The sequence below is a fragment of the Barnesiella sp. WM24 genome (assembly GCF_004570975.1).
Lineage (GTDB): Bacteria > Bacteroidota > Bacteroidia > Bacteroidales > Muribaculaceae > Muribaculum.
This window is the reverse complement of record NZ_SPPC01000013.1, coordinates 22,726-47,250: the sequence shown is the minus strand read 5'-3', so window position 1 is coordinate 47,250 and position 24,525 is coordinate 22,726. Positions and strand designations below refer to the sequence as shown.

The 24,525-nt window shown below is 42.8% G+C and carries 19 protein-coding genes; 3 read left to right on the top strand and 16 right to left on the bottom strand.

What is annotated here, in order from left to right; translation table 11 throughout:
- Positions 1-107: 107 nt before the first annotated feature.
- Entirely contained in the window at positions 108-3,236 is a 3,129-nt protein-coding gene (locus tag E4T81_RS13275) for an efflux RND transporter permease subunit (RefSeq protein WP_135045368.1), read from the bottom strand.
- 156 nt (positions 3,237-3,392) lie between these two features.
- On the opposite strand from E4T81_RS13275, the gene E4T81_RS13270 reads away from it, so the two are divergent.
- Genes E4T81_RS13270 through E4T81_RS13260 form a run of 3 tightly spaced genes read left to right on the top strand, consistent with a single transcriptional unit; the run spans position 3,393 to position 5,589 of the window.
- Entirely contained in the window at positions 3,393-4,406 is a 1,014-nt protein-coding gene (locus E4T81_RS13270) for a sensor histidine kinase (RefSeq protein WP_135045366.1), read from the top strand.
- On the top strand, positions 4,403-5,122 hold the full coding sequence (locus E4T81_RS13265) for a LytTR family DNA-binding domain-containing protein (protein ID WP_135045364.1): 720 nt from the start codon (positions 4,403-4,405) through the stop codon (positions 5,120-5,122). Before E4T81_RS13270 ends, E4T81_RS13265 begins: the two co-directional genes overlap by 4 nt.
- Complete coding sequence (locus E4T81_RS13260; RefSeq protein ID WP_135045361.1) at positions 5,119-5,589, top strand: PepSY-like domain-containing protein; 471 nt, start codon at positions 5,119-5,121, stop codon at positions 5,587-5,589. The genes E4T81_RS13265 and E4T81_RS13260 overlap by 4 nt, the downstream gene beginning before the upstream one ends.
- A 394-nt stretch (positions 5,590-5,983) precedes the next feature.
- Here E4T81_RS13260 and E4T81_RS13255 read toward each other — a convergent pair whose 3' ends face one another.
- The 15 genes from E4T81_RS13255 to mobC form a co-directional block, all read right to left on the bottom strand.
- On the bottom strand, positions 5,984-9,067 hold the full coding sequence (locus tag E4T81_RS13255; RefSeq protein ID WP_135045359.1) for an efflux RND transporter permease subunit: 3,084 nt from the start codon (positions 9,065-9,067) through the stop codon (positions 5,984-5,986).
- A gap of 293 nt (positions 9,068-9,360) precedes the next feature.
- A complete protein-coding gene (locus E4T81_RS13250; RefSeq protein WP_135045357.1) occupies positions 9,361-9,696 on the bottom strand; it encodes a cupin domain-containing protein in 336 nt (111 codons plus the stop codon).
- A gap of 17 nt (positions 9,697-9,713) precedes the next feature.
- On the bottom strand, positions 9,714-10,664 hold the full coding sequence (locus tag E4T81_RS13245; protein WP_135045355.1) for a bifunctional helix-turn-helix transcriptional regulator/GNAT family N-acetyltransferase: 951 nt from the start codon (positions 10,662-10,664) through the stop codon (positions 9,714-9,716).
- 408 nt (positions 10,665-11,072) lie between these two features.
- Positions 11,073-11,819 carry a LytTR family DNA-binding domain-containing protein gene (locus E4T81_RS13240; protein WP_135045461.1) on the bottom strand — a complete coding sequence of 249 codons (747 nt, stop codon included), beginning with the start codon at positions 11,817-11,819 and terminating at the stop codon, positions 11,073-11,075.
- Between the two features lie 2 nt (positions 11,820-11,821).
- On the bottom strand, positions 11,822-12,844 hold the full coding sequence (locus tag E4T81_RS13235) for a sensor histidine kinase (protein ID WP_135045353.1): 1,023 nt from the start codon (positions 12,842-12,844) through the stop codon (positions 11,822-11,824).
- A gap of 295 nt (positions 12,845-13,139) precedes the next feature.
- Entirely contained in the window at positions 13,140-13,541 is a 402-nt protein-coding gene (locus E4T81_RS13230) for a hypothetical protein (protein WP_135045351.1), read from the bottom strand.
- Positions 13,542-13,554: 13 nt separating this feature from the next.
- Complete coding sequence (locus E4T81_RS13225) at positions 13,555-14,886, bottom strand: ATP-binding protein (protein ID WP_135045349.1); 1,332 nt, start codon at positions 14,884-14,886, stop codon at positions 13,555-13,557.
- Positions 14,887-15,680: 794 nt separating this feature from the next.
- Complete coding sequence (locus E4T81_RS13215; RefSeq protein ID WP_135045347.1) at positions 15,681-16,298, bottom strand: SLATT domain-containing protein; 618 nt, start codon at positions 16,296-16,298, stop codon at positions 15,681-15,683.
- A 151-nt stretch (positions 16,299-16,449) separates the two neighbouring features.
- Entirely contained in the window at positions 16,450-17,811 is a 1,362-nt protein-coding gene (locus E4T81_RS13210; RefSeq protein ID WP_135045345.1) for a reverse transcriptase domain-containing protein, read from the bottom strand.
- A 109-nt stretch (positions 17,812-17,920) separates the two neighbouring features.
- Positions 17,921-18,988 (bottom strand): Fic family protein, encoded by a 1,068-nt coding sequence (locus tag E4T81_RS13205; RefSeq protein ID WP_135045343.1) that lies wholly within the window; start codon positions 18,986-18,988, stop codon positions 17,921-17,923.
- Between the two features lie 150 nt (positions 18,989-19,138).
- The gene (locus E4T81_RS13200; protein WP_135045341.1) at positions 19,139-20,389 is read right to left on the bottom strand and encodes a sigma-54 dependent transcriptional regulator; all 1,251 of its coding nucleotides are present in this window, start codon (positions 20,387-20,389) and stop codon (positions 19,139-19,141) included.
- Positions 20,390-20,393: 4 nt separating this feature from the next.
- Positions 20,394-20,999 (bottom strand): hypothetical protein, encoded by a 606-nt coding sequence (locus E4T81_RS13195; protein WP_135045339.1) that lies wholly within the window; start codon positions 20,997-20,999, stop codon positions 20,394-20,396.
- The gene (locus tag E4T81_RS13190) at positions 20,996-22,132 is read right to left on the bottom strand and encodes a GyrI-like domain-containing protein (protein WP_135045337.1); all 1,137 of its coding nucleotides are present in this window, start codon (positions 22,130-22,132) and stop codon (positions 20,996-20,998) included. The genes E4T81_RS13195 and E4T81_RS13190 overlap by 4 nt, the downstream gene beginning before the upstream one ends.
- A 155-nt stretch (positions 22,133-22,287) precedes the next feature.
- Entirely contained in the window at positions 22,288-23,493 is a 1,206-nt protein-coding gene (locus E4T81_RS13185; RefSeq protein ID WP_135045335.1) for a relaxase/mobilization nuclease domain-containing protein, read from the bottom strand.
- A gap of 3 nt (positions 23,494-23,496) precedes the next feature.
- Positions 23,497-23,868, bottom strand: a complete 372-nt coding sequence (gene mobC, locus E4T81_RS13180) for a plasmid mobilization relaxosome protein MobC (RefSeq protein ID WP_135045333.1) — start codon at positions 23,866-23,868, stop codon at positions 23,497-23,499.
- Between the last annotated feature and the right edge of the window lie 657 nt (positions 23,869-24,525).

Genomic DNA, 24,525 nt, shown 5'->3' with positions numbered 1-24,525 from the left:
TTTTGTATAAGTTATATGTTTCGGTCAAAATGGTAAAGTGCGCATTTTTGACGGTAAACAGACCGATTGCCGGAGGGCAACCGGCCGCCAGTCACAAAAAATGATTATCACAATACCTTATTTCTGCGTTTCGGGGTTATTCTTTCATGGATATACTGAAATAAGACAAAGAGGACCGGCACAATAAACAGGAGTGCTATGGTTCCGAATAGAAGACCGCCGACGGTGCCGACTCCTACTGAAATGTTGCCGTTGGCGCCGACTCCCGATGCAAACATCAGAGGAAGCATACCGAACACCATTGTTGCTGAAGTCATGATTATCGGCCTGAAACGTGCTTTTGCCGCAGATATTGCCGCAGCGATAAGCCCAAGACCCTCTTTGCGGCGAGCCGTAGCATATTCGGTCAGAAGTATCGCTGTCTTAGCCAAAAGACCTATTAGCATTATCAACCCAATCTGCATATAGATATTATTCTCCAATCCCCACCACCGGGCGAAAAGGAAACTTCCCGCAAGACCAAAAGGCACAGCGGCTATGACGGCGAAAGGAATGGTAAGACTTTCATATAACGCGCATAGTATCAAGTATATAAAAGCAAGGCATATACAGAAAACCAACACTGTGGTATTTCCGGAGGATGATTCCTCACGCGACATGCCTCCAAATTCATAGCCAAAACCGGTCGGAAGATATTTCTCTGCTACATCTTTGATTGCAGCAATTGCTTCCCCCGAACTATATCCCTCGCCTTGTTCGCCATAAACCGAAATCGAGGGGAACAAGTTGAAACGCGACAGACTCTCTGATCCATATACTCTCGTCAGGGTGATGAAATTGTCAATAGGTGTCATTTCTCCTGTCGATGTCCTGACGAATATCCGTTTCAGGGCTTCGGTGTCGAGGCGGTCATCAGGAGATGCCTGTACCATAACACGATACAGTTTGGTAAATCTATTCAGATTTGATGAGTAGCTACCGCCGATATACCCTGACAATGTTGAAAGTACGTCAGATGGTGATATGTTATGTTGCAAACATTTTACGGCATCAACTTCCACCATATACTGTGGATATTTGGTGTCGAAAGTTGTGTAGGCTCTTGATATTTCCGGACGTGAGTTTAATGAATCAATGAATGCGTTGGTTACATCAAGTAATTCCTGAGTTGTAGCTCCTTTTCGGTCCTGAACATATAGCTCAAATCCGCTACCGGTTCCATAACCGGAAATCATAGGAGATTGAGAAGCTCTGACTTGTGCTGACGCAATAGTCGATGTCCGTTTATAAATTTCCTTGATGACGGAATTTATATCATGTTCAACCCCTTTTCTTAAACTCCAGTCTTTTAGCCTGATATTAAATGAACCTGCCGATGACGACTGGTCGTGACGTGCATTCTTTCCTGATACTTTCGAGTATATGCTTATTTCCGGAATATCTTTTATGGCATCTTCAATCCGGGTCATTATTGCGTCAGTCTCCGCCAGGCTTGAGCCCGGTGCGACCTGAACATTCAGGCTGATGGTTCCCATGTCCTCCTGCGGTACGAGTCCGGTTTTGGTCGTTGACATCAGCCACCATAATCCTCCAACCGAGAGCAGGAAGAGAACAAACACTATCCATCTGTTTTTGAACAGGAAGGTCACCCCTGCGCGATATTGACCGATGGTTGCATTCAGAGATTTGTCAAACGCATAGTGGAATCGCTCGATATAGGTCGCCTTGGTGCCGTTGAGCGTTTTTCGTCTCATCAGCAGTGCGCTTAGCGCAGGGCATAGTGTCATGGCGTTTATGAGTGAGATGCCGACCGCAACAGCCATCGTAAGTCCGAACTGCCTGTAAAATGTGCCTGACGTGCCGCCAATAAAGCAGACCGGAATGAATACCGCCATAAATACTATTGTGGTTGTGATAAGAGCGGCTGAGAGACCTCCCATGGCAGAAACAGTCGCGCTATAAGGATCTTCCTCTCCTTCATCAAATTTTGCCTGCACAGCCTCGACGACCACTACCGAGTCATCAACCACCGTGCCGATAACAAGGACTATCGCAAAGAGAGTAAGCATATTCAACGTGAAGCCAACGGCGTAAATAAATGCGAATGTACCTGTCAGTGATACTATTATGGACAATGCCGGGATTAACGTGGCTCTGAAGTCATGAAGAAAAAAGTACACGACAAATACAACAAGAATGAGCGCGATTATCAGCGTTTCTATAACTTTATTGATTGATGCATCAAGAAAGTCTTTTGTACTTGAAATGTCGGTAAGCACTATCCCCTTAGGCAGGCTTGACCGGATTTCGTCAAGTGTCTTGTCGATTTCTACAATAACTTCATTTGCATTGGAGCCTGCAGTCTGCGCAATCATGGCATTTGCTCCCGGATGTCCGCTTGTCTGACTCAGCATCGCGTAATTGACTGCTCCAAGTTCAACCCTGGCAATGTCTTTAAGACGCAGCACACTCCCATCGGGCAATGCTCTGACCACAAGATTTTCATATTCCTCTTCATTCTCATGCCTGCCCCTGTATTTAAGGACATATTGGAATGTATTGGGCGATTCCGCACCAAGTGTACCTGTCGGAGATTCTATATTCTGGTCTGCAAGAACCTTGTCAATATCTGCCGGAACAAGTCCATACTGAGACATCTTTGCCGGGTCAAGCCATATACGCATTGCATATTCGGCACTGAATATGTTGACCTCGCCAACTCCCGCAATTCTGGAGATTTGCGGTTCGATATTGATTTTCATGTAGTTGGTGAGGAAGTTGGAATCGTATGTGTCGTCAGGACTATAAAGAGTTATTGATTTTAATGTGCTGTTCTGACGTTTCCTTACAGTCACTCCGCTTTTTGTTACTTCGGCGGGAAGCAGACCTTGAGCTGAAGCCACACGATTCTGCACATTCACTACTGCCATATCCGCGTCAGTGCCCTGTTTGAAATATATAGTGATTGATGCTGTGCCTGTATTTGTGGCAGTAGATGTCATATACATCATATCCTCTACACCGTTGAGCGATTCTTCAAGCGGCACAATGACACTTTTCAGTACGGTCTCTGCGTTTGCTCCGGTGTAGGTCGCTGATACGCGCACTGTGGGGGGCGCTATGTCGGGGAATTGTTCTATCGGCAACTGAACAAGTCCAAGAGTGCCAAGCACAACAATCAGCACTGAGATGACGCCGGCCAGAATAGGGCGGTCTATAAAGGTTTTTACTGTCATTATCGTTCAATTTATGGCAAATTTAAGGTATTAAACCTTTGCGTCTTATATTAGTCAAACTACTAAATGACCAACTGCGCAATAGTGGTGGTTAACAACACTTGTGTGATTATCTGTCTAACTATAAAATAGTTAACTTTGTGATGTGATTAAGTGATGAAGAATCTTGCTCTATACATAGACCTTGCGTTTTGCCTTTTTGTGCTGCCTGCAATGGTGGCGCTTTCGCCTGTCGAACGATGGGTTCATAACTTTACGGCATATATGGTTTTTGCCGGAATATGGCTGTATTTTGTGTATTTCATAAATCGGGCTTTTACGATTCCGTTTTTGTTTGGCGGAAGGAAAAAGAAGCTTTGTGGAATAGCAATGATTGTGCTGTCTATTGCAGTGACATTTATTCTTTCAGGCATAGAGCTGTATATTCCCAAACCGAGCGTGTATGATAACGGGATAGTAAGATTCCTGCCTCAGATACTTCAATATCAGCAGGCTTTGTGGACATTGTTTATGATTGTTGAGGCATTCAGCTTTGCTGTAGGACTGCTTGTCCAGACCAATATCCAGAAGGCTCGTCGCAGGGCGGCTGAGGCTGAACGCGACAAGGCGGAGATAGAGCTTTACAAGGCTCAGATAAAGCCTCATTTCATGTTTAATACATTAAATTCTCTCTATGGACTGTTTCTGACGGGAAATAAAAATGCACTGCCGTCGCTCGAAAAGTTTATCTTGATGATGAGATATATACACACATCTTCCAATCGTGACCTCGTCCCTCTGGAGGAGGAAGCGGAATATATCAGGGAATATGTGGAAGTTCAGTCTCTCCGGCTGAACGAAATGACAGCAGTGGCTCTGAGTATAGACGTGAGAAATCACGGTCTCATGATTCCCCCAATGCTTCTGGTGACCTTTGTCGAGAATTGTTTTAAGCATGGGGTGTCGCCGGTGGCGAATAGCTCAATACTCATAAATCTTTCGGAATGTGATGGCAATCTGTTGTTTGAAACTTCCAATAAGATATTTCCCGTAAAAAGAATCGGCGAACATATGGGCATCGATAACTGTCGCAAACGCCTTGATCTGCTTTACCCCGGACTGTATGAGCTGTCGATCAGGAATGATAATGATATTTACAATGTGTCGCTTAAAATAAAACTAAAATCATGATTAAATGTGTCGCGATAGATGATGAGCCGATCGCTCTCAGCATCATTCAGGAATACTGCAAACGAATTGGCGGCGTTGAACTGCAATGTTTCACATCGCCGATTGAGGGGATGGCGTGTGTGACGGAAACACGCCCCGACATCGTTTTTCTGGACATAGAGATGAATTCCCATAACGGAGTGGAGCTTGCAAAAGAGATGCCGCCTGAAACCTGCATAATCTTTACTACCGCTTATTCGCAATATGCGCTTGACGGATTCAATGTCGATGCGGTGGATTTCCTGCATAAACCCGTGTTTTATCCGCGGTTTGAGCATGCGATAAAAAAGGCGATGGTATTGCTGGATGCCAAGGGCGTGCCAACAAGAAGACGTGACACAATAACGCTTAAAATGGAATATAAGACCGTCGTGGTTGACGTCGACGACATTTCTTATGTGGAAGCAATGGACAATTATGTTAAGGTGTTCAGAAGCGGACAAAGTACAATCGTCTCGCAGATCACGATGAAAGAGATGGAGACAATGCTCCCCGCTGACCGCTTTATCAGGGTTCACCGGTCATTCATCGTGTCACTTCAGGCGATAGAAAAATTCTCTAACCGGCAGATATTCCTAAAGAAGTCAGACCGACATATACCGGTCGGGCGCACATATACCGAGTCATTTAATAACCTCTACAATATTTTCAAACAAAGTAATAACAGCAAATTATGAAAAGAATCTTTACCGTGATGCTTGTGGCTATCGCAGCATCATTCTCGGCAACACTCTTTGCCGGAACACCAATCAATCAGTCAGAGCTTCCCAAAGCGGCACAGACATTTCTCAGCAAGCATTTTCCCGGCGACAATGTGAGAAAAGCAGAAAAAGAGCAGGGGCGACGTGGTGCTGAATACGAGGTTGACCTCGCGAGCGGAGCGGAGGTCGATTTCCGCGACAATGGCGACTGGAAAGAGGTAAAGGCGGCAAAAGGCAAGGTGGTTCCGTCAGCAATAATTCCGTCGGCAATCACCAAATTTGTCGCAGAAAACTTTCCCGGTCAGGAGATTGTGGAAATATCACGCAAGCGCGGCGGATATGAGGTAGAACTTTCCAATGGCACTGAACTCAAGCTCACCGAAGACGCCAAGCCGTTTACCGAAAATCGCAGCGGACAGCGCGGTAACCGTCCCCGTCGATAAAGTCCGTATTTTCTGCGTGGAAATACCGTTGACTCATAATTAAAGTCTCTGAAATACAGAAGATTTCAGAGACTTTATGTGTTTTCGCCTATTAAAATTTGTTGACCGCATTATAGCCATTCATCTTTCAACAGGAAATCAAATACTGCTGACCTAAAAATATAGTTTATTACCTATAACGGTATGATTTTTGGGTAATTAGTATAGTTGGGCGTGCGGAAAGCTATTCGTTCTCCATCATACCACCAGACATTCTCATCTTTTTCACTTACAAACAATTCCTGAAAAGGTTGTATGTATATAACCTTTTTCGCGTTTTGCGAGGCTCTTATCTGAATATAGGTAATATGAGTATACCACTAACACCGCAACATACCACCTAAGAAGAGGTACATTATTTCAGTCCGTACCTTTTTTGTTTCAGTTGAGTGAATAGAATAGGGGTGATGAACAGTAATGCTATTGTGCCGAAAATCATGCCGCCGATTACACCGATAGCGAGTGATCTGGAACCGTTGGAGCCTACGCCGGTTGCGAAAATCATTGGAAGAAGTCCGAGTATCATTGTGGCGGATGTCATTATGATTGGTCGCAGACGGTGGCGGGCGGCCAATAGTGCCGATGTTTTTATGTCGTTGCCTTGACGATGTGCCTCGACTGCGTATTCGGTAATAAGAATTGCTGTCTTTGCGAGCAGACCTATCAGCATTATCACCCCGGTCTGCATGTAGATATTGTTCTCAAGTCCGAATATCCACGCTAACAGAAAACTTCCGGCAAGACCGAACGGTACGGACAATATGACGGCGAACGGTATCAGCAGACTCTCGTAAAGAGCCGCAAGTATAAGATATATGAACGCCACGCAGATTACGAATATCCATGTCGAGCTGTCACCAGTCTCGGCTTCCTCTCGTGTCATAGCCCCGAACTCATAGCCGTAGCCCGACGGCAGCATCTCGCGTGCCACTTCCTCAATCGCCTTTATCGCCTGGCCGGAACTGTAACCATCGGCAGGAGCTCCGTTGATTGCGATAGACTGGAACAGGTTGAAATGCGTCAGCGACTCCGCTCCATATACTCTTGAAAGTGTGATATAATTGGATATCGGTGACATTTCACCGGACGAATTGCGAACAAAGATATTACGAAGCGATTCTTCGTTGATTCGCCCCTCGGCAGGAGCCTGAAGCATGACGCGGTACAACTTCGAGAAGCGGTTGATATTTGAAGAATACGAACCTCCGACGTATGCCCCCAAAGTGCGCAGCATCTCGACGGGCGACACTCCGTTTCGCTTGCACATGGCGGCATCGACCTCTACCCGGTATTGCGGATAGTTGGAATTGAACGACGTCTGCGCCCTCGCTATCTCCGGCCGCTTCGTAAGCTCGGATATGAAGTTTTGGGCAATGTTTTCCAACTCCTTGACGGATTTGTCGGAATAATCCTGTATGTGTACCTCAAAGCCGTTGGTCACGCCGTAACCGGCAATGATAGGCTGTGCGAACGACATTATTCGTGCATTCTTTATATCGGCAAGGCGGCGATATATTTCCGCAATGACCGATTTGTTGTCGTCATGCTTCCCTTTTCGTTGTTCCCACGGTTTCAGGCGAATTATGAATGTGCCGTTTGACGCGCCCTGACCTCCGAGCATTCCCATTCCGATGGATTTTGAATATATCTGAAACTGAGGTATGTCGGCTATCTTTGATTCCACATCAGCCATAATCTGCTCAGTCCGCGCTCGCGATGTGCCGGGAGCGACCTGAATATCCACCACTACTGTGCCTGTGTCTTCGTCAGGCACAAGCCCTGTCTTTGTTGTGTGAAGCAACAGGACGAATGCGGCAATTGAAGTTACAATAAGACCTGCCACAATCCATTTATGCCGAAAAAATATAGAAAGCGAAGAAGTATATTTATCTCCCATCACATTAAATGCGGCATTGAATGCTTTGGTGAAACGAGCGGTCTTGTCAACAGGTCTCATAATCAGGACACACAGCGCAGGGCTGAGGGTAAGCGCGTTAAATGTAGAAATCAATACCGCCACAGCCATTGTCAGTCCGAACTGACGGTAAAATATGCCTGTCGCGCCCTCTATGAAGCATACAGGTATAAACACCGCCATGAATACCAGCGAAGTTGTGACAAGCGGACGTGTGATACCTTTCATTCCTTTTACTGTTGCCTGATACGGAGAGCGTTCTCCTACGTCAAACTGCGGCTGCACGGCCTCGACCACCACAATGGCATCATCGACAACCGTACCGATTACGAGCACCAGAGCAAACAATGTCAGCATATTCAACGAAAACCCTGCAAAGTAGAGGAATGCCAATGTGCCAATAAGTGAAACGACGATTGCTATTCCCGGAATCAGCGATGACTTGAAATTCTGAAGGAAAAGCATTACCACAAGTATCACAAGCGCAATGGCTTCAATCAGTGTATGCAATACATTGGAGATTGACGCGTCCATAAAACTTTTTACACTCATCAGGTCGACCAACACCAGACCCTCAGGCAAATCCTCCGAGGCGGCTTTGATTACCTCGTCAATTTTTTCGACAAGTTCATTGGCATTGCTACCCGGCATCTGGGCTATCATGCAGTTTGTGCCGGGATGTCCCGAAAGTTCGTTTTTCACGGAATAACTCAGTTGTCCAAGTTCTATGTCGGCAAGCTCTCCAAGGCGCAATATCCCTCCGTCGGGAGTGGATTTCACGACCAATTGCCGGAACTCATCCTCAGTTTCATACCTGCCACGGTATTTCAGTGCATACTGGAAAGTGCTTTCGCCATCCGCTCCGAGTGTGCCTGTCGGCATCTCGATATTCTGCTCGGCAAGCACCGCTTCTATATCGGCAGGCACAAGTCCATGCATCGCCATTTTGTCGGGATTCAGCCATATCCGCAACGAATAGTCCGATCCAAAAAGAGTAATATCACCCACTCCCTGCACTCGCGCCAGCCGAGGCTCAATATTTATCTTGAAGTAGTTGAATATGAACTTCTGGTCATATCGGTCATCGGGGCTGTAGAGTGCCACGATTTTGGCGGTGCTGTTCTGGCTTTTACGGACATTAACACCGGATTGCACCACTTCGGCAGGCAGAAGCCCCTGCGCCTGAGCGATACGGTTCTGCACATTTACCGCCGCCATGTCCGGGTCTGTACCCTGTCGGAAATAGACCGTAACAGTAGCCTGCCCATTATTATTGGCGGAAGAGGTCATGTAATTTATACCCTCGACTCCGTTTATCGCCTCTTCAAGCGGAGCGATGACAGAGCGTTGGAGTGTCTCTGCATTGGCTCCTGTATATGTTGCGGAAACACGCACGGTAGGCGGTGCGATTTCCGGAAACTGCTCTATCGGTAGGCGCGACAGACCAATTACACCGAGAAGAACTATAAACACTGACAGGACACACGACAATACCGGTCGGTCGATAAAAGTCTTGATATTCATTGCTGTAAAATAATTATTACAGCAAAATTACGTCAAAGATGCCCATGCCGAGACTGATGGTGTACTATCACGAAAAACGCATACCTTAAAGCGAATGTAGGACTATATGTCGAGCTGATGAATAAGTCATAGTTCCGGCTGGAATTGGAGAATTATTGTCGAACTTATGAATCATGAAATATTCTGCGGAAACGTCGAAAAGGAGGAAAGATTCCATAGTCTTTTTTATAAGGCGTTAAAGTAGTATCATCGGCTAATGATACTACTTTAACACTAACTTACGGATTGTATAGTTAAAGATAATCCTCGCGTTGAGGAGTGAAGACATCCACCACTTCACCTCCTTCAAGCACTTCAAAGGAGTGAGGAGTGTTGCCTGGGATAGCGTATGAATCTCCGACAGTCAGGATAACATCAATTCTCGGCTCAGTTTCCACTATCAGACGGTATTGACCGGAAATCACATATCCGCACTGCTCGTGAGGGTGTTGATGGGTGGAAGCATAATTGCCTTTCACGTAATTCATTTTAGTGACCATTGATTTCTCGCCGACAGCGAGCGAGTCAAGGCTGACACCCTTGAAGACACGTTTAAGGGCTTCCTCTCGTTTTACTACGATTTTCTGCATAGTTATTTTATTGGTTGTTATAGTGTTAATTCCATTTGTATGTCACCTCGCTCATATGCAGGATGATATTCTGCAAGTTCTGTAAAACCGAGTTTACGGTAGAGATTGATTGCAGGCTTCAGAAGTGTGTTGCTTTCAAGGAATATTTTCCTGGCACCCGATTTTCGGGCAAATTCAAGTGCCTCACGACATATTTTCTCTCCGATTCCAAGTCCGCGAGCTTCGGGATCAACAGCCAGCTTTGCAAGTTCAAAATCATACTCTGTCCCTTCCATTCTACATAGGGCTACGACACCCATCGGCTCACCATTGACAAGTGCCACAAAGATGTGGCCCCCTTTTGAAAGTATCGAACAGTCAGGGTCATTAAGCACTTCGAGGTCATGCGGTTCAAGCGACCAGTGGCTGTTTATCCACATTATATTAAGCCTCTTGAATGTCATAAAATGCTCCGGCCGATAGTCAACAATTTCTACAACCTGTTTATCTCTCAGAGCTTTCTCGTCCTGTACTCTTTTCAACAGCGACTTCTCTGCCAAAGCTTTTTCCCAGTTGTCAAGAGCCAGCCAAAGTTTATCAGAAGACTGTATTTCTATCGTCTGGACAATACTTTCTACATATTTGCAAACTTGGATAAGTTTATCTTTCAAATCCAATCCTTTTTCAGTCAGAGATATAATTGTCGTTCTGCGATCCTCATCAGATTTGCCTTCAGTTACCAATCCTGCGTTTTTCAGCTCCTTAACAATATTACTTACCGAAGGATGGCTCTGTCCGATAGCCTTTGCAATTCCGGTAATACTACAATCCGAGCCATCAAAAAGCATAAACAGTACCGGGAACCATTTAGGCTTTATATCAATGCCATATAACTTATAGATTTCGGTAGCCTCGCGTGTAATTTCATCAGCAAGCCAGCGAAGTCTGCTGCCCATCGCCACAATGCCGGATTTATCGAAGAATATCATATAGGTAATTATTTGCGTAATTGATTACACAAAATTAGTGATAATTCTTGAGCTGACAAAATAAATTTAAACAGTTGTTTTATTCCGACATCATAAACTTTTGATAAACTCTCTCAGTGCCAGGGCAAATGGTTCGGGTGCATCCATGATATTGAAATGTACTCCGCAGGGCATCTTCTAGAACTGGACAAGGGGGCAATTGCGCTCAATCCAAGGCTTCGGTATAGATGAAGTTATTCCAATACTCCATTATCTCGCGGATAGCTTCAATAGGTGTGTACCATGTTTCCATCCTTTGAAAGATACGCCTTCGGACTAACGAGTTTCGGCAATACGTTTTCTCAAATCAGCAAAATGCGATTCATCAAAACTGATATAAAATTTTGAATATTCATCATACAATTTTTATCATTCAGTCAGCCATGACTTGAACTCACTTACACGGTTTTTGGCAATATAAATTTCTTCTGGAGTGGCGACAGAGAGTCTGACGCGGAGACGGTTGTCAAACCATACAGTGATGTCAGCTACCGCATCACGGGATATTATGAACTGCTTGTTGGCTCGGATGAATTTCGCAGGATTCAATTCTGCCATTATAGCATCAAGCGGTCGGTTATAGCGTATTGACTTGCCATCATTTGTGATAATGTCTGTCTTGCGCTCGGTGCAATATACACAGGCGATACTGTCAACTGAGATGGGGATAATCTTGTCTCTTTCGCTGACAAGAAGCCGTGACACGTATTTGGGCTTGGATGCAAGCGAATTTAACCGGGCAAGATATTGGCTTATATCAGGCAGTGAGAGCCGATGAAATTTATCAAGAGCCCTTTGCAGGTCAGATGGCTTTATCGGTTTCAACAGATAATCAATGCTGTTGACTTTGAATGCGTCAAGCGCATACTGGTCGTAAGCAGTTGTAAAAATTATCGGAGTCTTCACATCAACGCTGTCAAACAAACTGAATGCCGAACCGTCGGAAAGGTGTATATCCATGAAAATAAGGTCAACAGTATTCTCCGATAGCCAACGCGCGGTCTGTTCCACACTTTCTGTATTAGTGGCAACCTCAATATCCGGGTCGACCTTGCGCAACAGATATTCAAGATTTTCGGCTGCCGCTGTCTCGTCTTCAACAATCAATACTCTCATCATTATGTCAAAGGTAAGGTTACATGGAACGTATTGTTATCACTGCTGACATTGATATCCTTCCCCGCGAGAAGCCTGAATCGGTTTCGCAGATTGTCGATTCCCGTACCGTTTGTGTCTGGGGCGGATGTCTTGGGAAACACAGGATTCTCTATTATTACAGCATTATCCTTGTCAGAGCGGATTGTCACTGTCATCTTGTGGTCTGAGTCTATGCGGTTGTGGACTGTCACGTTTTCGAGTAGAGGAAGCAGCGACAATACCGGCAGAGACATCGCCTTATGTTCATCGCTTATCGCTATGTCAAAATGTAGTTTACCACCGAAACGAACCTCCATGACATGCGAGAATGCCTCGACAAAACTTATTTCTTCTTCAAGCGTGACCATCTGCCGGCGGTCGCTCTGAAGAATATAGCGGAAAATGTCGGATAGCTGCGACACATATTCAAGAGTATTGTCGTCATTGCCTTTTCTTACCAGCGAGGATATTCCATTGAGCGAGTTGAAAAAGAAATGAGGATTGATTTGATTGACAAGAGCATTGCAGCGGCTTTGCAGATTCTCGATTTTCAATCGCTCAATCTGCATTTCCTTTTGTTGCTTGGCATTATTCAGGTCATAGATATAGCCGATGAACGTGCATAATAGACTGACTACAAGAAACTGAAAAGTCAAGTGCTTTGCCACTGTGCCTGACTGGATTCCAAATAATGGCACCAGATAGGATATGGCAATAAAAACAACGCCGGCAATGATGGAAAACAGGATATTTCTCCAAAATCGCCCCGCAAAGCCACAATTATTGATACGGCGGATATTATAGCCAATCTGATAGTAGAACAGAACGAAGAAAAAGATACATCTGAAACCGAAAGAGCACCAGAACGCTAATCTCGCATCAGGTGCGAGATTGGCAATGTTCCACGGAATCCACATCACATTCGGATACGTGATGAAGAACATACACAGGAAACTTATCGCAATCCGTCGGTTCTTACTTGTATATAAATCAAGCTCTTTCATTTTTTTGCAAAGATAACACAATACTCCGACATCCCACTCCGCCCACCGGGAAAATCCGCTGCCCCAGAATTATCAACTGTGAGTGGAATCGCTCACAATCGTGATCACTCGCACATCACTCACAGCCAACCGGAATATTTTTCAGAGTTCCGCGATTTTAGCAAAAGCAAAACGCTGAAAATCAAGTGATTCCAGCGTTTTTAAACATTTAGCCGCTTTGGCTTGTGACCCCGGAGAGATTTATCTCGGCAGGGGTTAAGTCTGTTGGCTATCAATACTTTATAATTCTTGAAAATCATGGATTTTCCATCTCTATCTCCTCGTTCCTCATCATAGCATCCGGAGATATACGAGCCGGGAACCTGCCGGCATTCTCAATCTCAATCCTGTCATCATAGATTGCAAGTCCGACAGTGGCAACCTCATATCCCCAATTCATGTGACAGTATGCGTTGACAATGCTCTCGCGCAGCGCATCATATGGAATTTCAAGCTCATCTTCCCGGTAAAGTCGATTGTGTGTCGTGCCTGACAGGTTAAGGTGCTTGAAAAAGAAGGACATTGCCGCGTCAACTAACTGAAAGATGTTCCCCTCCTCTTGCTGATTGTCGATGAAATCCCGTTTGGTTGTACCCTTAAAGCGGGCAAGACGCAACTTGCACCGCGGATAATCGGTGAAATCTTTTCCGAAGAGCACAGCAGCTGCATTACTATAAAAACATTGTCATATATGCAGGAAAACAAATTATGTCGGCTTCTTTCCGCAAATCCTTGGTATATATAAGATAACGGCTACGTATCCTGCTCGAAAACTTATTGGCAAAGGCGTCAAGAGAGGCATGTGCTTTATACCCGGATGATTTGACTTCAATCGGGCTTATCTTGTCACCATCTGCAATCAGAAAATCAATCTCATAGTTGTGCTTGCCGCTTTCTGTAGGGAAGGTGTAGTAATACAGTTCATTTCCGGTGGCTTTAAGCATCTGTGATACGACATTTTCATATACATAACCCAGATCTGCGGCCAGTTTGTCGCTTAAAAGTTTATGGTAAATGACGTTGTCAGTAAATTTTTTATCCCAGAATGCAAGTGTTATGAACAGCCCCGTGTCACCTAAATACATCTTGAAGTTGTCCGTAGAATGATGGAGTGCCATTCCTGCATTTGGATCATTCGCATGATAAGCGATATTGACAACCATCGACTCTTTCATTTCAGAAATGATTTCGTTCAATGAAGATTGGGCAACACCTTCAGTCGCCCGCCATGTCATATATCGGTTGGCATTACCCGTCAACTGCGCTGGAATCTGATGAAATATCTTTGATGCATTGCCTGTCGGATCTATGCGGTTGAAATCTTTTTCATAGAGATTGATGATTCCTCTTTTTACACGATCCACTTTTTCGAGATTATTGGTTTCAATAAGAGTTGCAACCGCCTTAGGCATACCACCTACCACCATATACAACCTGAAATCGCGCATTAACTTACGGTTAGTGGCATCTCCCAACGGTTTCTTTTCCTGAAAGCATTGTTTCAGCAGCGGAATAGTGGCATGGTCATTCATGGCCCACTTGAATTCCTCGTAGTCCATTGGATACATGCTTACTTCATTCTCTTCGCTTGGAATTAGGATATTTTGAACATTTTTTCGTATAGATATAAGAGATCCGGTCTCAATATAGTCATATCTTCCGTCTGCCACAAGATGTTTGATTGCCTGCCGTGCCATTGGGCAGAACTGCACCTCATCAAAGATAATGACTGACTTTCTTGTTTCAAGAGTCACTCCATATTCAAGTTGTAGTTTAAGAAATATCCTGTTTAAGTCAGAAACATCATCAAATAAACTGCGTATTTCTGCAGAGCATTTTGTAAAGTCAATCAGTATATATGAACTGTATTCGTTCCTGGCGAATTCCTCGGCAATGGTTGATTTTCCGACACGACGCGCCCCTTTAATCAATATAGCCGTTGTGCCGTTGTCCTCATTTTTCCAGTCAAGTAACTCGTTATATATTTTGCGTTTGAATATCATATAAACGTAATATTTTGTATTTCAGGCGCAAAGCTACAAATAATAGAGTGATTCTCAAAATGTTTTTACTGCAAATATGGGGTGATTCTCAAAATGTTAGCCTACAGAATGTCTATATTGCAGTTCCACAGATAAATAGCCATTCTAAATTTTGGCAATTCATATATTCGATACTGGGATTGGGGAGCAGTAACACGGCTTCTCTTATCTTTCGCAAATGCTCCAGCATACCCGGCACATCAAGGTCAAACATCAAAACCCCACTTTGTGAACTGGTATATGATGGTAACATCGTGTGCTTCAGTCAGCTCACAGTCAAGAATAATCAACTGTGAGTGGAATCGCTCACAATTGTGACCACTCACACATCACTCACAGCCGACCGTAATATTTTTCAGTGTTCCTCGATTTTGGTAAAAAGAAAAAGCGCTGAAAATCAAGTGATTTCAGTGCTTTTCGGCGTTTTGCCATTTTTGATTGTGACCCCGGAGAGGCTTTGAATATTTTGCCAACTCACTGGGGTTCAATACGTTTATCTTAGCCAAAATGCAGACCGTACCCTCTTGGGACACCTCTCTGCTTCTGCGATTTTCAATAATCTGTTGCCTTGCCGCTGCAAAAACTCTACTGCAAAGATAGTAAAACTATATGAGTATCTGTCAAATATTGATATTAAAATTTTGTATGTTAGAAAATTCATTACATTTTGATATCGTATCATTAGTCGATATATTCTTATATATCTGCAAATTCCGAGTTTATACAGATCGATTTTTAGAGTCTTTTGTGGGGATTTATACAGGTCGGCTATATGCAATTATAAGAATGATGGCTATAAAACCCAACGCTGTAATAAGATGGTAAATACTATCCGATCTTAGAATATGCCATTTTACTTCTAAAAATGTATTCCTTCTCCAATTAACATTTTCTGGAGTTTCTTTGTGTAACTTGCCATTCTTATAAATTGCCCACTCAAAGTCAGTGTCAGAATGATTTAAATTCCATTTTTGAAGAATGGAATTGTACTGATCATTATAATATTTCAATGTTTCATGCGAGATTTCAGTGCCACAGGTAAGATAGATTTTGATATCCCTTTCTAAATTTGAAAGTTCTAATCCGCATTCGTGATATTGCTCTTCTCGTTTTTCATATTTTAGATGCGAAACAATCAGCGACAGAACAAGTACAAACATTGACAGTCCAACAGTAGTAATCGTAATAATGACCTCGTTTAATTCAAGCTGTTTTATGAATATCAACAAGTTTATTACAATTATCTCCAACGATACCATTGCAATGCATAGTGTAGATGCATTATGACAACGTTTCATCCGTCTTGCAGATTCGAAGCGGGCTATGGCTGTTTTCCAACATCTTTCAGCCATTTTATTTAGCATTTCATTCATATTTTGTTGTATTTAAAAAGAAGGAAGGGAATAAAATTAAAACGCGAAACGATTCCGTATAAACGGCCAAATGTCCTTATGAAAAAGGATAGTCTTACCAATACTGACAAATGCCAGTCCTGCATATGCAGCCATCCCTTCCTTCTTGTGATTATGATAACTCTCGAATGTCAATTTCACTTTTTCTAACAAAGTCTTGTAACATCTTACTGAATCGTCTATTTACATCTTCATCTGAAATGTCTTCCGATTCTGTTTTTTTATAATAGCCAAACTTTTTAAGATAAGCTATTCGCTCTCCTCTATTGGAAATTTTATCGAAGTCGACTAATATTGAGCGTCCATCATTGTGTTTAATATCAAAGTATGTACGCACAATCGAATTTATTCTAAGTTTCTCAAATAATTCTCTTCCGATAGATTTTTTTATTAATGCATCAATCTGGTAAAGAATTGATAAATCCGTAATCTGCTGAAAGTATGCAATCCAACCATAATTATGATTGGCAACTCTAAAGCCTGAAATCATCAAATTTAAATCAGCCTCGGTATATTCACAAAATTCATCATCATTTTTGATAAATCGTGGTCGTAGTAGAGCGTCAGAATATTGCAGCTTGGCTTGAAAGCAACGCCTGACAATGCGATCGGTGAATTTGTCACGATTTGATTTTTTGATAGAGATTTTGCTTGAGGTTATTTGGTAGCCAATATAATCAAAGCTATCTTCTGATATTTGACCGGACTTTGTTTTTCCCTCTGTCAACTCTAATCCAAGATTAAAACGCGAAATCTGATTAGTTATTATGCTTTTTATATCAATAGTATCCGATGTTAATACCAGAATGTCATCAACATACCTTAAAAAGAGTCCTCTGTCAAAAGAACTCTTCATTGCATTGTGGCATTCTTCCATATATGTTGCCGCCAATATGTTTGAGATGGATAATCCTTGTGGGACACCTTTTGTGTTAATCTGATTTGTGTCAGTTGAATTGGATATAGTAGGAGTTGTGATTGCATTCAAAATTAGTTTTAATACAGAGCCTTCGACTTTATTGGATAGCTGTCTAATTAAAACAGAATGATTTATATTGTCATAGAAGGACGCTAAATCTGTTTTAAAAAAGCGAATAGATGTATGCTGATTTTCTTGAAGATACTTGATGATATAATATATATACCTATTCGGAGCTTCGTATTTTAATCCTATTACCTCTGTTAAGTAGTCGTTTAGCATTGAAAGGACGAAACGATCGCGGACAATTGGAATCGAAAGTACACGAGGTAATCTACCTTTTCCTTTTAAAATTAATTTTTCTTGATAAGGAGAAAATTTATATTCTCCCAATATACATTTCTCTTTCAACCAATTTATTTCATTGATAAAGGTCTTGCGATAAGATGATGGAGACATATGATCCCTACCTCCACCTTTTTTAGGCAGAATTTCTTTATCAAAATAACTGAGAAAATCAATCTCAGAGATATATTGGGAGAATGATATATTCATTATATAAATATCAAAATAAGAATCTTTCTATACTTATTACAAAAGTACAACAAAAAGTGGTTCAGGACTACAATCTTTAGCAGATAATTAAGTAAACAATTCCTTGATATTATTGCGTCAGGAACACTCGCCAGCTTCCTTCTTTCTCGCCGCGCTCAACATATTTTTTTGAAATGAGTTTGTCAAGCAATTTTTGGATGGCGGTAATGCTGATGCCGGTTTCTTCCTGCATGTCTGCAAGTGTCAGTGTCGGCCGGGTGCGCATAGCATTCAGGATTTTAGTATAGTTGGGCGTGCGGAAAGCAATCCGTTCTCCATCATACCACCAGACATTCTCATCTTTTTCACTTACAAACAATACATCGTTATACACCTCTGTCGCGACCAGTTCGTTGAAATACTTTAGAAACGGGCGTATATCCTTGATGTCTGCGTGGGCGCCGTCGCTCGGCACTGGACCTACTTCGAGATCTGCCTGATGGAGCGCTTCGAGATATTCGCTTTTCTTGCGGCTGCGTACTACAATCATCGGGTAGTTGTGTCGGGTAAGAATATAATTCACCATCAGTCTGGCGATACGTCCGTTGCCATCTTCAAAGGGATGTATGCGGATATAGCGATAGTGGAATAATGCAGCAAGCTCAACGGGAGAAAGTTTTCCCTCCTGCTCAGCTGTATTGTACCAGTCGACTAAGTCTGCCATAAGTCCGGGTGTTTCCTCAGGTGAAGCGTACTCGAATCTGTCACCATATCTTGTGATTACGCTATTGGGGCGTGTCTTATATTGCCCTGCGTGTATAACATAGCTTGTCTGTACGCCACCCGGCAAATTACGATAGACTGTGTAATCTTCGCGTAAAAGGGTTTTGTGCAATGTCCGTATGAAATTCTGTGTCAATGGTATATCCTTAACCGCAGCTTCTTCCGTCATCATACGCAGACCGACATTACTTGCTGTCATCTCCTCAACATCGCGCACATCGGCCTCGCCGATTACCTTGCCGAACAGCAACAGTATTTCCGTCTGCCCATAAGTCAAGGTGTTACCCTCGATATGGTTGCTATTGTAGTTAAAATCAACAGTAAAACGACGGCTAAGCCTCTCCTTGTCTTTCTCTGTTAGTGGCTGTATATTCTGCCAAGCGGCAAGTGCCTTCTTTATATTGAGATACTTCATACGGAATTCGTGTTACATCCGTACAAAGTTAATAATAAATTCTGAAAAGGTTGTATAGATATAACCTTTTTCGTGTTTTGTGAGGCTCTTATCTGAATATAATATGAGCATACCACTTGCATCGCAATATACCACCTAAGAAGTGGTACATTATTTCAGTCCATGCTTTTTCCGTTTGATCAAGAGCGTTTTCTCTGTGATGCCGAGTAGTCTGGCGGCTTGTGCCATGTTGCCGCCGGTATGGGCTATTGCTGCGGTGATTTTTGCTTTTTCGAAGCTGGTGTCATCCAAACGAAAGTTCATTTTCACAAGGCTTGCCGGTGTGTCAAGTTCAAGATTATTCTTTGTGATGATATCGCCACGTGTTTTCAGTACTGCCACTCGAACAACGTGTTTAAGTTCACGGATATTGCCGGGCCATGAATGTAGGCGCATCTCTTTTTGTGCGGAGTTATCAAACCGCTTTACGTTTTTGCCAAATTCGGTGTTGTAATGCCGTAAATAGAAATCGGCAAGCAGCGGGATGTCATCCTGACACTCGCACAAAGGCGGAAGCGTTATTGTGAATTCCTTAATTTTGTAGAACAACGCCGAGAGAAAACTCCCTTCAACCACCATTTCGGTAATATCTGGTGTTGCGGTAGCTATAATCCGAGTGTCGTGCTTGCTGTTTGCCAGAATATGTAGAACTATCGACTGCATATCCTGCGACAGCAGTTGCACATTGTCAAGTATCACCGTTCCGCCCTGAGCCTTACGAAACTGCGCCGTCACTGCATCCAGCAGTGTCATTGGCTGTTTGGGATTATGATTTAATGGCAGATAGTGGAGAGTTCCGCAGTCAAGCAATACACAAGGTTTGTTGCTTTTCGCGCTTACGTCGTAAATCTCCTGCGCTAACGGCTCTTTCCCTACACCACTTTCCCCGACAATCAACACATTAAGGTTTGTGGGTGCCACTATGTGGGCGGCACTGTACGCTCGCAGGCATCCGTCGCTTTTGCGAGAAAACAATAATGGGAAGTTGTCATCGTTATCTCTACCAATTAAGGTCTTGATTTTCGGTATAAGCAGTTCGCGGATAAGACGCTTATTGATGTAGTCCTTTGCCCCTGCACGGAATGATGCAACAGCATCAGCAACTGTTTCGACATCAGTTATCACAAATACACTACACCCGACATCCTTTCGGTCTAGCCATTCCATTAGCTCAATTGCATTGCCGTCAGGCAGTTTGAAATCACAGATTACGATATCGCCTCTATCAAATTTCATCAGATCTTCTTTTGCCATGCCTATCCGCAATGACTGATAAATCTCCGAACCAAACCCGGCTAAAAGTCGCTTTATCTCGTTGGAATCCGATACGTTGTCGTCAATTATGAGTATCTGCCGCATCATTTAGTTACTGTTCCTTTGATATATATGGAGGATAATCATCTTTAGACAATCTTTTTTCCAAAGTATCAGGAGATATGTCCCACAGTGTTGGTAAATACTCAAATACGGCTTTCCCTTCACTAAGATAAAAGCGAATCTTAGAATTAAAAGCCACGGGCTTATACAGATTTTCTTCGATAGGATTATCTCTGTATAGCAATTGGTGTTCCTGCCATTTCAGCTCTTTTCCGTCAAAAGAAACATCAAATATCCCACAAACAATTGCGTCCATTGTGGAATCTTGAACTGTTGTAGAAATACAGCGCATATAGCCAGTGAGTTGATTTGTGCTTTTTCGCATGGCCAACTCATATCGAAACACACTGGTTCCTGTGTAATTTTTGACTATAGAGGTTCTTGCTCCGCTACTATTTAACTTGTAAACCAATTCTTGGGTTACAGTTGTCATGTCAAACTTGAAGCCAGAGTTAGTTCTCACTAAATTTGAGAATGTCATTTTGTCGTTATATACGCCTTCCAAAGTGTTATTCTCCAATTTATAGAGAGTGCTTGTAATCAATAATTTGCCAAATATATGATCTTCTAAAAACTGAATTATTTCATCTTTCATTTTGTTTCAATCGGTATATAAATTTCTGTTGTCAAGTTGTTTATGTTGGTTCTATCTGGAGTATCAGGGTATATTTCAAATGTCATTTGACTTTTTAGTCGATACTTGCTGCTGGAGAGCCAATCAAGATAAATATAACGATATATCTGGTTTAATTCATTGTAAGAACCATTGATAGTGAATACCGAGTATAGCCCAGACTGTATATCAAAAGTTCCAAAGCCCTTAGGGATCTCCATTGAAATAGGAACTGTTACCCCTATTAAGAATCTACATTTGCTTATCTCTGTAATATCAAGGCTGTCTAAACTTATACTAATATATTTGAAGCCCTTATCGATCAGGTGGTGTTTTGTCGCAAATTCTATGATCTGTCTCCACAAGATAGAATATGCATCCTTATTCCAATGCGTCCGTTCAAATTTCAAATATGCAACTTTAATCCCATCAAGCCTCTTGATTGAATAATCAGGGAGTTTTATCGTTTTGTTTTCATGGGCTATATTTGAATATGTCTTTCTGAAAATTGGAATGGACATTTTGAAATATTTCTTAAACGCTCTTGATAAAGTGTGTTTATTTTGGAAATTTATATGTTCAAGCAGTTCTGACACTTTCTTGTCTGTTGAAATAAGCTTAAAAGCAATATATTCCAACCTTAATCTTTGAATATAATCTCCGACATTTTCACCTACAACATCCTTAAATACTCTGCGAAAGTGGTATCTCGACATACAGGCGATATTTGATAAATTGTTGGAATTTAAGTCCTCAAATAAATGCCGATTTATGTATTCTTGAATTTTTATAATATGGTAATAATGTACATGAGCGGTGTTTATTTTTTGTTTCCATCGCTTTAACTGAGATAATCTGTCGAATAACACATCTCTCAGTTCGTCACTTGTGTAATAAGTACCAGCAATTTGATTATAAGCATTTGGAAAAAGTCCCCAAAGATAAATAAGGTATTCCTTAGAGAAATCAAAAAGATATTGGCCGCCCTTTAAGCAACAGGAACAAAATTCCTGATTGAGTGTATTATCAGAATTTGTACCATATTCTGAAATACCCTCAAGGCCTAATGGTATACCACAACTTTGGCAATACTCGGTTTCTTTATTTGATACCATTGTAGAGTTTGTTAATGAGAGCAAAGTTATTCAATTTACGACTAAAAAAGTTACCATAAATAGCTATCTTTGAAATGTACACAATACTTTCAATGCCATTGTCAAGTGTATCAATTATCATGATAAATCATTTTGCCTTATGTTGGGAAGCAAAGTTACAGTCGGTGACCTATATGTCGGAAATTTCCGTAATTAGCCTTGAACAGCTGCATTGCCTCGGAGTTGGTCAGCGATGGGTGACGCTTACGGAAGCGTCGGAACTCCTGCCGGAACTGTTCCGACAGGTCGCCGTAAAATGCCGCATATTCTGGGTCGGCTCCGGGTGATAAAGGCAATCCACATCCACGGTCGGAGAACATATCGGGATTGAACCGCGACACTTGCGGCTGCTTTGTCTCGTAGTCAAACCAGATGTATGCGTCGTTTACGCGGATTGTCCTTCCCTTGATGTAATCTTGCTGCTGTTCGGGAGTGATTTGAATTCCTCCGAATTCTGTCGGGGCGATCGGAGTTCCGTCAATATGAACCCATCTATTGGCTGGGTCGGGTGTGTTAGCCATTTTCTGCTGTTCTGCTTGCTCACTGCGGAATTTGAACTCGCGAACCAATGCAGACGGAGTGAAACTCTTCCCGATTTTTGAAGCGACGAAAGAATGACGGCCTTTCTTATAGATGATGGTCTTCAGTTTTCTTTCATCGCCCTCTCCGCTGAAAAGAGCATTGGCGATGATACCCCGTCGAGCAAGGGCTTTTCTGAACATAGGCCAGTCGGTGATAGTAACATCACGCAACACTTCGGTAGCAGCTTGGATAATCTCCACGCGGCTGCGTTCCGCCCCCCGAAGTTTTGAGGTGTCGAGACTAAGACTGTCTGTCCCCATGGTCAGATTATGTCGCTTAGTGATATCGGCGCAGACCGCTTTGTTGCGATATAGGTTGGTGACAGGCTTGATGATTTTGCCATTGTAGTTGACACGACTGAACATGATATGACAGTGTGGGTGTTCCTTATCCGTATGCCTGACGATGATATACGGCGTGTCAGTTATGTCCATCTTCTCCATATATTCATGCGCAATTCTTAGCATGAAATCATCGGTCATTCGGTTGCTGTCATTCGGAGAAAAACCGAGTGAAATGTGTCCGCACGGGTCTTTGATTTTAGACCTTGTGAGCGTTGGCCTTTCCACATCCGATGCTGCCATCTTACGCCAACCGTCTTCGCCGATGTTAAGTCTTACACCGTCGCTGTCTATAATATTCCATACTCGCTTTTCCGGCGGTTGCCTGTCCTGTTTCACGCGGGTAAGGTAATCCAGACAATCGCTAAAAGAATTGCCGTGACTAATTTTGCCAATCATATTTTAGGGCTTATTTTCGTTGAACAGACTGATTGCCGCATCCAATTTTCGGATTAGAGCCGATGCCTCATTAGCCACGCTCCAGCATCGTCCGGCATTACAGGCTCTCGCAATCTGGTTGAGATTGTTTCTTTCGCGAATAAGTTCGTTGAGAGTGGCCATCTGTTCACTGGAGACACGCTCGATGATTGCTGTATTCAGTATGCAGTCTCGCCCGAATGTGGAGATGCTGGTATAACCGGCTTTCCTCATTCGTTCTCGCACGGCAGTGAGGTCGTTGCAGGAGAACTTAATACTCCTTACTATATTGCGGATATCCAGGATGTCCGTCTTATTGTATCCCGACAGCGGGAGTGAATCGAGTTGCTTTCTCATAAATGGCTATAATGATTAAGTGGATAAAGTGGGTTGGGGTGATGATGGAGGGGGATGGCGAGGTACTCGATTGGCTTAGGTATTACCTTAGCCTAAACTCGCTCCCCCTCCATTATCATTACGGTGGTTGCCGCCCTTTGGCGGCAAATCCTGCGGTTCGCAATGCTGAAACAGTCTAACCAATCAAAGTCAGATACTTCAGATACTATGGTAGGCATCTGTTTCGGCACACGATTGTTGCCAGAGATAGCGTTCCTCCTCCTTTGCCCGGAAGGCTGGAACAAATCTGATTGGATAACTAAATGTGTCGCTCATTTTTAATCTCTGTTTTAATAGTGGAAGCCAAGTAGTTAGCTATGTCTCTATAGCCCTGAGGTTATGAGGTCATGAAGCCTTGAACTATAGATAAATAGATTTGTCAATCAAACAATATAGAATATTGTAGGTAAATCAATCTTTAAGACAATATCATTATCGTTCATTAAGCAGTTCCATTTCCATATCTATAAGTTGAACTGTAAGGAAGGATACAAATCTGTCTATGAATAGATGTGCCTTTCAATAATATTCGTGTTCTCATGACTGACTGAAAATCATACTTGCAGTTCAATGGTTGTTCCGGGATATCAACAGTGGTTTGAACTCCTTGAAGGCAGG